Annotated in this window: 10 protein-coding genes; 7 read left to right on the top strand and 3 right to left on the bottom strand. The window is 43.6% G+C overall.

Going from position 1 to position 15081, the window contains the following annotated elements; translation table 11 throughout:
- The first annotated feature begins 244 nt into the window (after window positions 1-244).
- The 3 genes from NAF19_RS17480 (at window position 245) to NAF19_RS17470 (ending at window position 3802) form a co-directional block, all read left to right on the top strand.
- Window positions 245-943 carry a phosphatase PAP2 family protein gene (locus tag NAF19_RS17480; RefSeq protein WP_252791532.1) on the top strand — a complete coding sequence of 233 codons (699 nt, stop codon included), beginning with the start codon at window positions 245-247 and terminating at the stop codon, window positions 941-943.
- Between the two features lie 152 nt (window positions 944-1095).
- Entirely contained in the window at window positions 1096-2004 is a 909-nt protein-coding gene (locus NAF19_RS17475) for an MBL fold metallo-hydrolase (protein WP_252791530.1), read from the top strand.
- A gap of 301 nt (window positions 2005-2305) precedes the next feature.
- Complete coding sequence (locus NAF19_RS17470) at window positions 2306-3802, top strand: hypothetical protein (RefSeq protein WP_252791528.1); 1497 nt, start codon at window positions 2306-2308, stop codon at window positions 3800-3802.
- 9 nt (window positions 3803-3811) lie between these two features.
- Here NAF19_RS17470 and NAF19_RS17465 read toward each other — a convergent pair whose 3' ends face one another.
- Window positions 3812-4963 (bottom strand): hypothetical protein, encoded by a 1152-nt coding sequence (locus NAF19_RS17465; protein ID WP_252791526.1) that lies wholly within the window; start codon window positions 4961-4963, stop codon window positions 3812-3814.
- 214 nt (window positions 4964-5177) lie between these two features.
- Here NAF19_RS17465 and NAF19_RS17460 point away from each other — a divergent pair, with 214 nt between their 5' ends.
- Entirely contained in the window at window positions 5178-5765 is a 588-nt protein-coding gene (locus tag NAF19_RS17460; RefSeq protein ID WP_252791524.1) for a hypothetical protein, read from the top strand.
- A gap of 826 nt (window positions 5766-6591) precedes the next feature.
- Here the strand turns inward: NAF19_RS17460 and NAF19_RS17455 are convergent.
- A complete protein-coding gene (locus NAF19_RS17455; protein ID WP_252791522.1) occupies window positions 6592-8019 on the bottom strand; it encodes an AAA family ATPase in 1428 nt (475 codons plus the stop codon).
- 702 nt (window positions 8020-8721) lie between these two features.
- The gene (locus NAF19_RS17450; protein ID WP_252791521.1) at window positions 8722-11136 is read right to left on the bottom strand and encodes an ABC transporter permease; all 2415 of its coding nucleotides are present in this window, start codon (window positions 11134-11136) and stop codon (window positions 8722-8724) included.
- A gap of 415 nt (window positions 11137-11551) precedes the next feature.
- Here NAF19_RS17450 and NAF19_RS17445 point away from each other — a divergent pair, with 415 nt between their 5' ends.
- The 3 genes from NAF19_RS17445 (at window position 11552) to NAF19_RS17435 (ending at window position 15007) form a co-directional block, all read left to right on the top strand.
- Complete coding sequence (locus NAF19_RS17445; protein ID WP_252791518.1) at window positions 11552-12925, top strand: hypothetical protein; 1374 nt, start codon at window positions 11552-11554, stop codon at window positions 12923-12925.
- A 13-nt stretch (window positions 12926-12938) separates the two neighbouring features.
- Entirely contained in the window at window positions 12939-14135 is a 1197-nt protein-coding gene (locus tag NAF19_RS17440) for a hypothetical protein (protein WP_252791516.1), read from the top strand.
- 128 nt (window positions 14136-14263) lie between these two features.
- Window positions 14264-15007, top strand: coding sequence for a YdcF family protein (locus NAF19_RS17435; RefSeq protein ID WP_252791514.1), 744 nt, complete (start codon window positions 14264-14266; stop codon window positions 15005-15007).
- Window positions 15008-15081 lie beyond the last annotated feature (74 nt).

Raw genomic sequence — 15081 nt, 5'->3', positions numbered from 1 at the left:
AGCCGCACAAATCATCGTTACCTGGAATGTTTGAGACGGAAAATATTCCGTCTCTACGTTTAAGGAAAACGGGTTCAACCGCTTATTTATTTAGTATCTTTTTGTTGTTAACTAATATTTAATGTTTTGTTTATCATTGTATCATACTTTGAACAGAGAAAGATGTCTCCGGCATTTTAAAACCTGCCAATTATTTAAATGTTGCTGAACTTTTTGAAGTAGTAATTTACCCCAATTTGATAAAATGGACTTCTCAGTTTTATATTTTCTGAACAAATTAGCGTCATCCGGCGGTATTGTGGGCACGCTTATAGCAATGTTTGCGGAGAACCCTTTGCTGAGGGGCGGTCCGATATTTTTTTGTATTTGTTATTTATGGTTCTCAACAAATGATGTTAATGTGAGGGTGAGGATTATAATGGGTGGCCTCGCCTGCATTTTGGGTGTGTTGATAAGCGTGGTTTGCCAGTCGCATGTTCCAATACATGTCCGGCCGGTTTACGATAACAGGCTCGGAATTGTCAATATTTTAAAATGGAGCCAGGATTCGGCCGATAAGCGGATCTATTCATTTCCGAGCGATACCGCAACCTTATACTTTGCCCTGGTAACGATTGTGTTTTTGGCGAACAAGAAAATGGGCTTGCTGTCATTTTTGTGGGCTGTGCTTACTGTTGGTGTGTGCAGGGTTGCCGTTGGCGTACATTATCCGAGTGATATTTTAGCCGGGATGATACTTGGAACAACTTTAGTGCTGATCCTGTCAAACATCGCGGGGTTAAACAAATGGTTGTCGAAAAATATTTTGAAATACGACCCGGGCCAAATATACCTGGCTATTTTTTTTGTTTTCCTCTGCCTTGAAGCGTACGGTTTATTTCCGGGCCTTTCGCAGATTTTTTACCTCTTTGTTCAATTAGTAAAGGGCACGCCTGGTGGGTGATTGGTTTTGGCCGGAAGCCGGGGGCAGTGAATTTGGGTAATGTAAGTACTGTAGTCAGAGACTACAGGCATAATCGTTCGAAGTCACAGACTTCGAACAGCGGGATTTTATCTTAAATAAAAGAAACGGTATAAGTAAAAAGCTTTAGTAAAATGCGACAACCCGGTACGAGAAAAATATTTATACTTTTTGCCCTGGTATCATGTTTATCATGCAAGGTTTATCAAAAAACTGCTATAAAGCTTGATAAAACAGAATGGATACATGGGGCTGCCGATTGTAAAGAAAACAGCGATCCGCCAATACAAGTTGTTCAATATAATTATAATACCTGGATATTAAGACAGAACAAGTGCACCAACTATGAAGGCCCTTTTATGTTTTTGTTTTTAGGGCACAAAAAAGCCTTATTGATGGATGCAGGCGCCACAAAAGATGAAAAGCAGTTTCCTTTGCGGGCGACAGTTAACAATCTGATTAGTAAATGGGAAGAGGCATCTAATACAAAAGTAGCGCTTATTGTGGCCCACACGCATAGCCATGGGGACCACACAGCCGGCGACATACAATTTAAAGATAATCCTAATACAACGGTTGTAGGTTTGGGGGTTGATGATGTAAAGTCGTTTTTTAAAATAGAAAATTGGCCATTTCAAAATAGCAAAATAGACTTAGGTGACAGGGTTTTAGAAATAATTCCAATACCGGGGCATCAAAAAGCTTCAATCGCTGTTTATGACTATGAAACAAAAATATTATTATCGGGTGATAGCTTTTATCCGGGAAGATTGTATATAAATGACTGGCAGTCGTTTAAATTAAGTACGCAGCGGTTGGTTGATTTTACTTCGCAACACAAAATATCTTACATCCTGGGCAATCATATAGAAATGACCAAAACACCAGGGAAAGATTATCCTATAGGAACAAGGTTTCAGCCTGATGAACATATTTTACCTTTAAAAGTTAAAGATCTGTTATTACTCAACGAGGCGTTAAAAAGCCTGGGCGATAAGCCCGCCCGTAAGGTGTATGATGATTTTATCATTTATCCCAATTAGTTTAAATAATAGAATTAGACTGTTATAATATGAAAAGGTATTGCCCCGCTGCCGCAAGTGATTTTTCGCTACCGCCCCGATTCATCGGGGTGGTTCGCTGATAGGTAGCCAGCATTTAAATAGCCCGATTTACATCAAAGCGGGCTATTTTTATGATGTGGAATCTGTACTTTTATAAATATTGTCGATTAGCATGTTTGCTACCTGTCACTTTGCTACCTGTCTGCGGGCCACAAGGCTGGAGACTTGCGGCAGCGAAAAAAGCGAAACGCTTGCGGGAGCAGTGGGGGGCTAAATACAAATGGATATAATTGCTACAACACTTAAAACTTCACATCCAACAAGGATTTTAGAATGGAAGCACGAATCATTTGAAAAATTCTTAGGAAGTTTTCAAAGTGACATTCACTTCGAATTAGGCATCACTAAACCAGACATATTTAATAGCACCTTTCACTTTTCAGTAAAGGTTATTATGACCTATCGGCATCAATCAAATGGTGAAATATTTAAAGCAATAACGGAATCGAACTTTGAAATCAGTTATCACCATGATGCGCCTACTGTCGAATTTCTATTTGGATTGATTGATAACGCGACCTTTGAATTTGCGAAGATTTTCGATTCAAAGATACAAGGGACAAATTTAGTATACCATAAAGTAACTAAACCTAGTTTAACTAATTTAAGGGAAAGCTTACAACAGGTTATCGACTACTGGGATGGGCCCGCGAAGAAGTTCAAAGAGAGTGGCGGTGAGCGTTTAACACAGTTTAAAAATTTACCGGTAATTCCTGAGTTTAAAATCTATAATGGTAACAACGTCACAATGGAGCAAAAAATTTTGCGGAAGTTGGAAACGGGTCAGGAAGTAAGTATTGAAGAACGAGAGATGTTCGAGGCTTTGGGTAAATTCTACGATGACTTGAATACACAACTTTCAGTATTAGACTACAAGACGTTTACACCCAAGGACATACAGGATTTCAGAAATTATATTCATTATGCTTTTAATTCTAACTGCCTGATCACAAATCAGGCGACTATTACAGGCGATTTATTTCGGTTGGTTGTTAACGAAAGCGTAACTGGTAAAAATGAAACGATAACCGACGTCAAGTTTTTGACTTATCCGCCATTAGAAATTTTAAAGAAGAAGAACAGATATAATCGCGCCAGTACTTGTAACAGCACCTTGCTATATCTTACGGAAACGATTGATACCGCTTTAAAAGAAATTCGTCCCGCCGAAAATAAAATTGTCACTATCAGTGTTTGGGCACCAAAACGAACTCGAACATTTACTCAATATCCGATCGAGCATAGTGAACATGCAGCAAAAGTAAATCCGCAAGTTGCTCAGGGATTACAGGCTTTAAAACTTTTAAATGACGGTCAAGATCCACTTTTAGCGCGATACATGTCCAATTATTTCAATTTACTTGCACGGGAGTATTCCAAATCTGTGGCTGACGAAAATCATTTTGAATATATGCTATCAGCAATCCTATCTGACAATATATTTGAGTTTGACGACAACAATCCCGACTTTAATTATGACTGCATTTCCTATCCGAGTGTAGGCAATAGTTTTTTTACGAGAAATTTAGCCGTGAAACCTAATATAGCCGATACAGAGTTTAAGATCATTCGGGTCATTGAATTTGAAGTTATAAAAGCACATTATGGCAGGACGCCCGTTCAATCGTTAAACACCTGTTGCATATCAGTCGCGGAAATAAAAAATTACCGCGAGACCTGGAATATTGCCGATACTGGTCAAATCATATGGGAATAGATGTATATTCTATGGTTTCCTGGGGCTATCAATTGTCGCTGGAATTTTATTAAAATCTTCTTGACTGATCGGGCTTACACCTGTTTCGGTAGTGTATAGGGCATTCAATAAACTGTAAATGCTGGCGTAGACCAGTTTAAGCTGCTCGATTCGGGAATCACTTTGCTGATCGACGCGCAAGTCGAGATTTTCGAACATTACTTCGGCACGTTTCAGCCACTTCTTTTCCGAGGTGTCTTCTTTCATTCCCCAATATTCTTCAAAGGTCTTGTAACTAATAGCATTATAGGTCTGCTCGTCTTTTTGCAGCATAAGGTCGCCTATGCCCTGTTGCCAGTCACGATAGATTAGTCCAAGTCTAACAGACACTTCTTTCATAATTAATTCCTTGTTGGCCGCCAACGGTTCATGTTTGATTTTAAGAGTGGCCAGAAGTTTTTCTATATCAACGATAAAAGCATCCTGCTGCGCTGGCGAGAGATCCGCAATATAATCCAGAACGTCATCCTGCAAGTACTGGTTGACCAGATGATCTACCTCAACTGAAAACTTCTCCAGTGTATCGGATGGTACGGTATCGGACTTGACCTTCGCAATCGTGAAAAGAGCCTTCGCCACATACATTTCAATACGCTGTCCATCGGCTAATGCAGATTCCAGGGCGCTGATACATCCGGAAATCTCATGGAATTTAGCATCGCTCTTGGCAATAGTCATCGATGATTCCAGAATACGGTAAGCCCTGATCCAGCCCATAAGCACGCACAGCCTATAAATTGAGCTTTTGTATTTGTAATCATAAAAGGTATTCAGCGGGGCATTGCTCCATAAATAGTGGGATCGGGTCCGGTAGATCTCATGTAGTCGGTTATTAATCGCATTGGCCGAGCGGAAAAGGTTGACCTTATAAAGTTGGAATAGAGCTTGGCCCGTCCGGCTGGCGGTTCTTTTTTCAATCCAACCAGGGATTAAATAGTCCTTAAATATAAAACCAACAATAACGGTGAATAAAGTTGTGGCTGCAACAATCAAAGCCGCTTGTACAGAAGCCTCGCCAATCTTAAAAGCGCTCTTATTATTATGCATTACTGCAATAATTTTATTTAGCGAGTCAATATGGCTTTTATAAAGTTTTAAACTATCAACATTGTGATTGGTCATGGTTTTATAAAGCTACATATAATATTTAATAATGTTATTATCTTCCCCCCGCCGGTTCAAGTGCCCCGCTCACAACCCCCCTTTTGCAAAGCCGGAAAATAGCTACATATTTATTACCATGCAACGCAACGCCTCAACCGACGAACTTTAATTCGAAAGCGTATTAAACCAAACCCTCCCTCACATTGAAAGTAAAAAGATAGTTATTTTATTATTGATTTCGGGGATAGCTGCGCACGGTTATTGCCAGGGGAAACGTTCAGCATCGCTGGCTAATCGCCGCGGGATTGAAACGACACTCATCCGTTTTCTGAAGTGGCACAAAAAAGAGGACCAGGCCTCAAATGCGGCAAGCGAAAGTAAAACGTTGCTGTCTATAACGAAGGGCGGTTACCCTGACAGCGCCACGCAACTTCGTATAGATACTGCGGGCGTGGCTGCGTATCAAAATTTCCTTAGGAAATCAGGTTATTTTTCGGAAACCTTGCTGGCTTATGTGCGGGATTATTATTTGGCAATAGATAAGAATTTGGAAAAGGGCTCGAAAATGAACGCCCTTGTAAAAGTCAACGGGGAGGATATAGATGTGCTATTGCAAACCTACGATACCGCCGATATTTTGGATCATATTGACAAAGCCCATCTCGACCGCTGTTACATTGTTTATAACAAAGCCATTGCCAGGCTTACAATTTCAAGCGTTGTCAAGATGATCTTTACCCTGACGAAAACAAAAAACAAATGGCTGATTGATTATATTGGCTTTGATAACACTTCGAAGTTTAGTTTGGGAAGGGAATGAGTGTTTGGGGTTAAGGGGATGATTGAAGCAGTAACTGGAAATCGTTAAGCCACCTTATCGTCATTGCGAGGAACGAAGCAAACTCTAAGCTGTGCAAATCAAGAACCTTCAACGATGTGGATAGGAAACGGCCGCATCCTTCACAAAGATACTACTCCTTGATTGTCCTTAGTAGAGGTTGCTTCGTTCCTCGCAATGACGCGCGGGAGAGGACAAGCGGCTGTAAGGGCTCTAAAAGCGTATAGGTCCGTTGATTGTCCTTAGCAGAGGTTGCTTCGTTCCTCGCAATGACGCGCGGGGAGGGCAAAGCGGCTGTAAGGTCTCTAAAAGCGTAAAAGTCCGTTGATTGTCCTTAGTAGAGGTTGCTTCGTTCGCAATGACGCGCGGGGAGGGCAAAGCGGCTGTAAGGTCTCTAAAAGCGTAAAAGTCCGTTGATTGTCCTTAGTAGAGGTTGCTTCGTTCCTCGCAATGACGCGCGGGAGAGGACAATCGGCTGTAAGTTCTCTAAAAACGTAAGGGTCCATTGATTGTCCTTAGCAGAGGTTGCTTCGTTCCTCGCAATGACGCGCGGGAGAGGACAAAGCGGCTGTAAGTTCTCTAAAAACGTAAGGGTCCATTGATTGTCCTTAGCAGAGGTTGCTTCGTTCCTCGCAATGACGCGCGGGAGAGGACAAGCGGCTATAAGGTCTCTAAAAGCGTATAGGTCCGTTGATTGTCCCTAGTAGTCCGCCAGCTGGCGGATCGTTCCTCGCAATGACGCGCGGGGAGGAACGCCCTTGCCCTCAAGCAATTACAATACCGTAGTTATGTTGACACTCCACTTTTGTCATCTCTCATTTCCCCGGATGGAATTTTCGCGCGTCGTTGTTTGTAATATATGCTCCAGCAGTTCCGGCGTGAGTGCCATATCAATTGCTGATGTTTTCATGCCCCAGTAGGGTTTGGGGATTACACCGGGCGTTACTTTTGGGTCATTGGGCATAACGTCATTGGTTATTGCTGGGGGCTGGATAACTTGCGGGGTTGGGTGCTCTGTGTTAGGTCTTTCTTCATACTTTATTTCCAGCTTCGAATACCCCTCCCTGCCCTCCCCGGGGAGGGAATCGCACGGTTCCGCCGCTTTTTCATCCGGATATTGTTCCTGGTCATTGGTTATTACGTCATTGGTCAACAGGGGATCGGAATATCGGAGCAGGCGGTTAACTGTAGCGAGGCCTATACCCAATTGATTGCTGATGTCGCGCTGGCTGAAACCTTTGGCAGCGAGGACGGCTATTTCATGCGCTAATTGCCTGCGATCGGCGGCAGTACGGGTGAGTAGGTGTAGGCGTTCGGCGCTGTTGCCTTCGAATTGGAAGTGCAAAAACGTACCGGGTTTTTGGATGCGGCACAGGGCTACATTATCATGTCCGTAGCGTTGGCGGGTGTTGCGCTGTTTGATTTGCTTGAGGTAGCAAAGGTCGGTGTCAGCGGTGCTTTTGCCGATGGCGAAGGCGCTGTCGGCGAAGTTGATGAGCAGCTTGCTGCCATGCAGGTCGTCGGCGCTGATGGGTTGTGTGGCGTTGCGGCGTTTGGGGGTATGCGCCAGCACGAGGATGGATAGGTTATGTTCGGTTTTTAGCGCTTTGAGGCTTTTCATGAGCGCAAGCGCTACGGCCGAATTTTCGGTGCCGCCGCGCAGGCAGGTAATGTTGTCAATGATGAGCACCGTGGCCTTAGCCTGGTTTACTTTATATTCAATGGCTGCAATAAGCAGGTCGTTTTCGTTGACGTTGGGTGCCGGGTCGGGGATGAAATTGTACTGTGCACGAAAAAAATTGCCGGAAAATTGATGGTCTTCTTCGCCTTTACTGTACCTCAGGCCGAACTGGGTTTGGCTCAGCTCGAAATCGATATAGAGCACACGGGCGGGCGGTGCCTGGCAGGTGAAAGGGGCGATACTTTGTCCGCGGGCAATGCTTTCACCGATCTGCACGGCAAGGATGGATTTCCCGATATTGGTATCGGCAAACAGCATACAAAGTTCGCCCTGGTGCCAGAGCTCGCCAAGCAGCTGTTTGGCTTCGGGTTCGCGCCGGGCCAGCTCCAGCCAGCGGTTACCGTTTTCGATGGTAAACATGCGGCGAATGTCGTCGGGATTGGGTGGTGTGGGTTCAGGGCGCGTTTTTTTAGCCGGGCGGAATGGCAGTCCGCGGCTTTCGGCGCGCAATTGCTCGATGATGGGCGGGCGTTGGGATGGTGGGTTGATTTGCATGATTGTAGTGATTACCACAAATTTAAGGGGTTGATTTGGTTAAAGTGCTGACACTGTTTTGTCAGTGGGTGGGGGATTTTTGTTGCCGTAAAATGAAGGGTGAAATCAATTTGGGAAATCATTAGGAGAAATCGCCTTTACCGCAGGCCTGCGACCTGCGCTGACGGAGGCCGCCCCTTTGGGGCTGGGTAATCCTCTTATTTACGAGATATTGAGCCCAATAATTTTAAAGGGCTGGCATTTAAATTGAATACCACTCTCAAAAGCCCCAAAGGGGCGCAATTCGCTAGCACAGGTCGCAGGCCTGTGCTGAAAATGCAGGACGGAATTTTATTTTTTGCGCCATGCTGGTGTTGTCGCAAACAAGACAAGGTCAGCATGATGTTTACTTTTTCCAAAATGCCGCAGTGATAATCTTCCGACAAGCATAGTTTTGTTGGTGAACAACACCAACAAAGGCGCAGTTTTTGATTTATCAAAAATGAATATCCTGATAATGAGCATGTTTCACAGCGTTCCGGGTGTTCCGCGTGCAAAAATGGAACGCCCAGCGATCCCGCGCTAGTTACTTCTGACCATTATCTTAAGACTTTTCAGACTTCCGACTTCTGACTTCTGACTTCTGACTTCCGACTTCCGACTTCTGACTTCTGACTTCCGACTTCAGACTTCCACCTTCTGACCTCCGACTTCAGACTCCCCCTACTCCGTCTTCAAACTTTTCACCGGGTTCATCAGCGCAGCTTTAAAGCTTAGGTAAGATACCGTGGCAAACGCTATAAATACCACTATTACAAAGGGTATTGCAAACAGCGTCCAGCTAAGGTCGATACGGAATGCGTAGCCCTGCAGCCACTTATGGGTAAAATACCAGCCGATTGGTATGGCAAATAAAAATGCGATAACTATCAGCTGCGCGAAGTCTTTATACAACAATGTCAAAATTCCTTTTACCGAGGAGCCCAGCACCTTGCGGATCCCGATCTCCTTGGTACGTTGCACGATTGTGTAAGATACCAAACCAAACAGGCCCAAACAGGCTACGAGTATACCAATAGCGGTAAAAGCGGCAAACACCTGCCCGAATTGTTTATCAGCATGGTATTGCTCGTTAAAATGCTGGTCGAGGAAGAAATAATCAAACTGGTCGCCGGGGAAGAAGGTTTTCCAGTTGGCCTTTAAGGCAGCTATGGTTTGCGGCAGGTCGGCGGTGCTAATTTTTACCGAAACGTTGCCCCGCACATCGGGTATGCAACGGAATATCAGCGCGTCATAGGCATCATGCAGCGATTGCTGGTGATAATTTTCAACTACCCCGATAATAGAGTACACCTGACCCCAAAAATCTATCTGTTTGCCGATGGCCTGCGCGGGCTTATCAAAGCCCATTTGCGCAGCGGCCTTAACAGAAAGTACTACAGTTTTTGGGTCAGTGGTGACAAAATCTTTCGAAAATACCCTCCCGACAACAAGCTTTGCGCCATAGGCTTTCAGGTAGTCGAAATCGCCGCCTATAATGCGGTATTGTTTGCCCTCGCTTTCGGCGGTACCAACCAGTTTTATACCGCCCGCATTCCATTTCACTGCCTCGCCGGGGATAGAGGTGGATACGGTTACGCTTTTCACCGCTGCATTTCGTAGGCTTTCGTTCTTAAACGCGCTCATGCTGCGGTAAAATGAGTCGACCTTTGCCAGTGGCGGTTTAATGATCAGCGTTTGGTTGATATTAATACCGAGGCTCTGCTTCTCCATAAATTGTATCTGCTTAAACACGGTGAGCGAGCCAATCAGCAAAAATATGGAAGCAGCAAACTGGAATACAACCATCCCTTTTCGCAATAAAATACCACGCGGCGATGCGGAAAGTTTGCCCTTCATCACCTCAACGGGCTTAAAGTTCGACAACACCATGGCAGGGTAAAAACCGGAAAAGAATGAACCTAACAGGAACAACCCGACAACCCCGGCCCAAAATGCCGGCTCGATAAGCAGCGTAAGACTAATATATTGCCCCGATATAGCCGAAAAAACCGGCAGGAACACAATAATTAAAGCTATAGCAACTATAATAGCCAGCCCGTTGAGCAGCATGGCCTCCATCATAAACTGGGCAACAAGCTGCCCTTTTGCCGAACCCAGTGTTTTGCGTACGCCAACTTCTTTAGCCCGGCCTATGCCGCGTGCCGTCGCCAGGTTTATATAATTTATCCAGGCTATGATGATAACAAATATGGCAATGCCGGCCAACAAATAAACTGAAGTGCCGTCGCCATTTGGTTCGGCCTCAAACATCAGGTGCGATTTTAAATGGATGCTTTCCAATGGCTGCAGGTAATATTTGGCTCCGTCGCCGTCGGCTTTAAAAGCTGCATATTCTTTATTCACATACGGTACAAACTTCGCGTCAAGAGTTTTAGGGTTAACGCCGGGCCTTAGTAAAAGGTAAGTAAGGCAGCCATCATTACGCCATTGATTATCAAAGTCTCTTTTAGGGCCTACAAATTTTAAAAGTGTTGCATAAGACAGCAATACATCTGATTTAAAGTGAGTATTAACAGGAAAATCCTTAATAACGCCGGTTACTTTTACAGGTTGGTCGTACCCGAAATTCAGCAGTTTACCAACCGGGTTTTCGTTGCCGAAAAGTTTCTTTGCATTGGTTTCAGTGAGCACTACAGACATTGGCTCCTGCAATGCTGTTTTAGGGTCGCCACTGACGAACTGGTAGCTGAAAATATTAAAAAACGAATTACCCGCAAAATATGTTTTCTGCAGGCTCAACCGCTGCTCTTTATAAATAGCTAATACCGGACCGGCCTCAACTACTTTTACAAAATCTTCAATTTCCGGAAAATTGGCTTTGAACTTTGTACCTACAGCAAATGCCCCTCCTGCCCATTGTGTGCTTAACTTGCCGTTGTTATACCTATCCTGTGCAACACGAAACACCCGCTCCTTTTTCGCATGAAAATTATCATAGCTTAATTCAAATACCACGTATTGAATGATCAGCAACCCGGCAGCCATACCTATGGCCAGCCCTACTATGTTGATAAACGAGAATGCCTTGTGCTTTTTAAGGTTACGGAAAGCGATGAGTAGATAATTTTTTATCATGACGGGTAATTTTTGTAAAAGGCCTCCGGCTAAAATTATACCGTTTTTATAATTTATTAATTATCAATGTGTTATAGTATATCCATTTTAAACGCACGTACGATAACAGTATGGTTATTGCACGCTGGCGAACAGTATAATTCCTGGATTTGTGTTATAGGACTACTTTAGAATTATACGGTTGCATAATTTTATTTGCGGGTGTACAAACAGAATATTTTGCTTGTGTACACTCCCGGAAATCTATCAATTTCCTAATAAGGGGCCGAAGGTTTAGTTAATTGAAAAGTTGGAGATTAAAAAAAATAAAAAGTTGGTAACCTTTAATTTTTGTCGGAGTATTTAAACATACAAGCCATGCTTACCCAGCGTGCACCAATGAAACAATGAACCAGCGAACAAATGAACCAACATCATGAAAAAAATTAAAATAACCCGCCTGCTGCCAGCGCTTTGCGGCATAGTATGCTTTCTTTATCACCCGGGCGCAATGGCGCAGACCGTTGTAAGCGTTAACCCTGTTATAAACCAGTCTGTCCGCACCAGTATCAACACAGCCGTTGCTGCAAATGTTAACGCAAACCTTACCCCGATTATCAACGCAAACGTTAATGCAGCGATAAACGCGAACGTTAACCCGGCCATCACTTCAAGTATAAATGCAGCTGTCAATGCAAATATTAACCCGGCTATCAATACAGCCATTAATACAAACATCACCCCGGTTAATAACACTAACATTAACCGCGCGGTAAATACGAGCATTAATGAAAACATTAATCCCGAAATAGATGTAGATGTTAACCCTGATGTGAATATTGATGGCGATAATGACCACAACGAGGGCAGTTGGTTTGCTACTATCCATGGCGACCGGATCAGCATCGAGTTTCGTGGCAGCAGCAAGCACGATGACGACGAACATACCTGGTCGAACGATGCAACCTTTAAATTGAGCGATTTCCCTGCCCTGCCTAAAGATGCGAAAGCCGATTTCACTTTAAAACGCGAGGCCGGCAGCACGCTGTTCACCGGCAAGTTTGATGGCGATGAAGGATTTGGCCACTACAAATTTACCGCCGACAACTCATTTAGCGAATTCATAAAAAGCCACAATATTGCCGATGTGCGCGATCGCCATGCGTTTGCCTTTTTCCTGGTCGACTTGCAAAAAAGCTATGTTGAAATGCTGCAGAAAAACGGTTACAATGAGTTAACCGCCAATAATTTGGTGGCTATGACATCGCTGCATGTTGACGAAGCTTATATCAACAGCTTTAAAGCTATTGGGTATAATGATATCCCCTGCAATAAGCTGGTGGCCATGAAATCAATGCATATTAACCCCGAATATGTTAAAAGCATTGAAGATTTGGGTTATAAAAATGTGCCCGTAAACCAACTAATCACCCTTAAATCACTAAGGATTGACGGTGATTATATTAAACCGTTTGATGCTATTGGCTATAAGGATATTCCTATCAACCAGCTGGTTACTTTTAAATCATTAAACATCACACCCGAATTTGTAAAAAGCTTCCAGGATGCCGGTTACAAAGACATCTCAGCGCATAGCTTGGTAACGTTTAAATCGCTGCACATAACTCCCGAATATATCAACGGCTTTAAAAAACTGGGCTTTACAGATATTTCATTAAATGAATTGCCGGGCTTAAAATCAACCGGAGTAACGCCGGAATATGTGGAAGAAATGCAGAAAAAAGGTTTCAAATCAGATAACCTGCGGAAATACATGCAGTTAAAAAGCTCGTTCAACGAAGGCAAATAAAACATAAACCATTATGAAGAAAATATTTATTCCTTGCTTAGCAGCTTTTGCGCTATTAGCAACATTGTCAGGCTGTGCCCAGGCCCAGCAAAAATCCATTTCAAAATCGGCCGCCAAATCCGCCTCAAAATCAGAAGCTAAAGGTGACAAGGATGACGACGACAAGGGCTGGTACTCAAACGGGAACCATGCACCCGGCACATGGGACGCTATTGTAGAAGATGGGCAGGTAAATATCCAGTTTTACGGGCACCGGTGGAACTCGGGCCGCAACTTCCCATCGTCGGAATTAGGTACATTGCCTGATGGTAAAATAGGCGGGTTCACCCTAACCCGCGAATCCGGAAAAATGGATTTCAAAGGTGTTTTTGAGGGCCGCTTCGGCCATGGCTCTTATGCATTTACCGAAAATGCAGGTTTTAAATCGTACCTGGAACAGCGTGGCTATAAAGAGTTGGATGATCAGTTGATGCTTGACGTATTTTTTACTGACATCAACAAATCCTATTTTGATTTTTTGAAGGACAATGGTTATGCCGACATCAGCAACGACCAGTTCAGGGACCTTGCCCAGCAGGATTTGAACCGCAAAAAACTAACCGAATATTTCGATCTGTTTAAAGCTGAAAATTATGGACACCAGCCTATCGACAAGATTGTTGAACTGCGCGAACATGGTGTGAGCGCTAAATTCATTAACGGCTTCCACGAAATGGGCTACAAAAACTTTTCGTTGGACCAGGCATTGGAATTGCGCGATCATGGGGTAAGCCCGCAGTTTATCAGCGAATTTAAAAAGATGGGCTACACCGACATATCCCTGGATAAAGCTACCGACTTAAGAGATCACGGTGTTAACCCGAAATACATAGCAAGCATGCAGGAAATGGGGTATAAAGACTTAACCCTTGATAAAGCCCAGGACTTACGCGACCATGGCGTGAATCCCGATTTTTTTAAGAAAATGCAAAATGCAGGATACAAAGACATTTCGCTTGACAGGGCCCAGGAACTTAAGGACCATGGCGTTAGCCCCGAATTTATTTCCGGGATAAAAGCGCTTGGCTTTAAAGATCTGTCACTTGAAAAAGCAATAGAATTGAAGGACCATGGCGTATCTGTTGCCTATATTGAAAAAGTAAAAGGTAAAGGTCTGGCCAATGTTGCCACACTTGACGATTATATTAAAATGAAGGATACCGGGTTTTAATACTCAATCAACATTGTTTATAGTAAAAAGCAATCCGGCTGGCCCGGTTTGCTTTTTTTGTTTTAATAGCTGCTTTAGCCACTCAAAAGCGGTTAAAAAACCTATTTTTATCGAAATTAACTTCGACTATGTTTTTTGTGCTCTCTAAACTGCTGCTGGTGTTTATTTTGCCCTTTACCTGGATTGCAGTTTGCCTAATCACGTCGCTGATTGTACGCAAACCGCATCTTAAGCGCCGTTTTTTTATCACCGGAATGGTATTAATGCTCATTTTCACCAGCCCGTTTTTAATGAACCAGTTTGCAAAACTATGGGACATTAAGCCCGTGCCTTTAAAGAATCAAACCTACAGCTGCGTTATCGTGTTGGGAGGTTTCTCGGGCGTTGACGCAAACGGCGAAGGGGTTTTTAATCAATCGTCCGATCGATTTATACAATCGTTGAAATTAGTTACTACTGGCAAAGCAACGCACATATTGATATCAGGCGGCAACGGCAATTTGCTGGCCGGTAGCTTTAGGGAAAGCGATTGGGTTAAAACTCAACTTGAACAGCTAAAGGTACCCGACAGCCTGATAGTTATTGAAAATCAAAGCCGCAATACGCTCGAAAATGCGGCATTTTCAAAAAGTATACTGGCCCAAAAGCATCTCCAGCCTCCTTATCTGCTTGTTACATCGGCCTTTCATATGAGGCGGGCAATTGCCATCTTTAAAAAGCAAAAAATGGACGTGGTGCCCTTCCCTTGCTGCTACATTGCCGGCAATGGCGAATTTACCATAACCGACTTTATACCAGACGCCGACCCGCTGAGTACCTGGAATTTTTACGTAAAGGAAGTGGTTGGTCATACTGTTAATTATTTTAAGTAATAGTGCTGTTGCTTGTAGCCCATATTTACTTAATTTGTCCCCGTAAAACTTTTGCTCATCCACAACTATTAATA

It is taken from the genome of Mucilaginibacter flavidus (assembly GCF_024055575.1).
Taxonomy (GTDB): domain Bacteria; phylum Bacteroidota; class Bacteroidia; order Sphingobacteriales; family Sphingobacteriaceae; genus Mucilaginibacter; species Mucilaginibacter flavidus.
Note: the sequence above shows the minus strand (reverse complement) of the source record. Positions and strands in the feature narration are given on the sequence as shown.

Bases quoted from the DNA above. Each gene is read 5' to 3' on its own strand.
- NAF19_RS17480 (WP_252791532.1), top strand. From the start codon at position 245: ATGGACTTCTCAGTTTTATATTTTCTGAACAAATTAGCGTCATCCGGC.
- NAF19_RS17475 (WP_252791530.1), top strand. From the start codon at position 1,096: ATGCGACAACCCGGTACGAGAAAAATATTTATACTTTTTGCCCTGGTA.
- NAF19_RS17470 (WP_252791528.1), top strand. From the start codon at position 2,306: ATGGATATAATTGCTACAACACTTAAAACTTCACATCCAACAAGGATT.
- NAF19_RS17465 (WP_252791526.1), bottom strand. From the start codon at position 4,963: ATGACCAATCACAATGTTGATAGTTTAAAACTTTATAAAAGCCATATT.
- NAF19_RS17455 (WP_252791522.1), bottom strand. From the start codon at position 8,019: ATGCAAATCAACCCACCATCCCAACGCCCGCCCATCATCGAGCAATTG.
- NAF19_RS17450 (WP_252791521.1), bottom strand. From the start codon at position 11,136: ATGATAAAAAATTATCTACTCATCGCTTTCCGTAACCTTAAAAAGCAC.
- NAF19_RS17445 (WP_252791518.1), top strand. From the start codon at position 11,552: ATGAAAAAAATTAAAATAACCCGCCTGCTGCCAGCGCTTTGCGGCATA.
- NAF19_RS17440 (WP_252791516.1), top strand. From the start codon at position 12,939: ATGAAGAAAATATTTATTCCTTGCTTAGCAGCTTTTGCGCTATTAGCA.
- NAF19_RS17435 (WP_252791514.1), top strand. From the start codon at position 14,264: ATGTTTTTTGTGCTCTCTAAACTGCTGCTGGTGTTTATTTTGCCCTTT.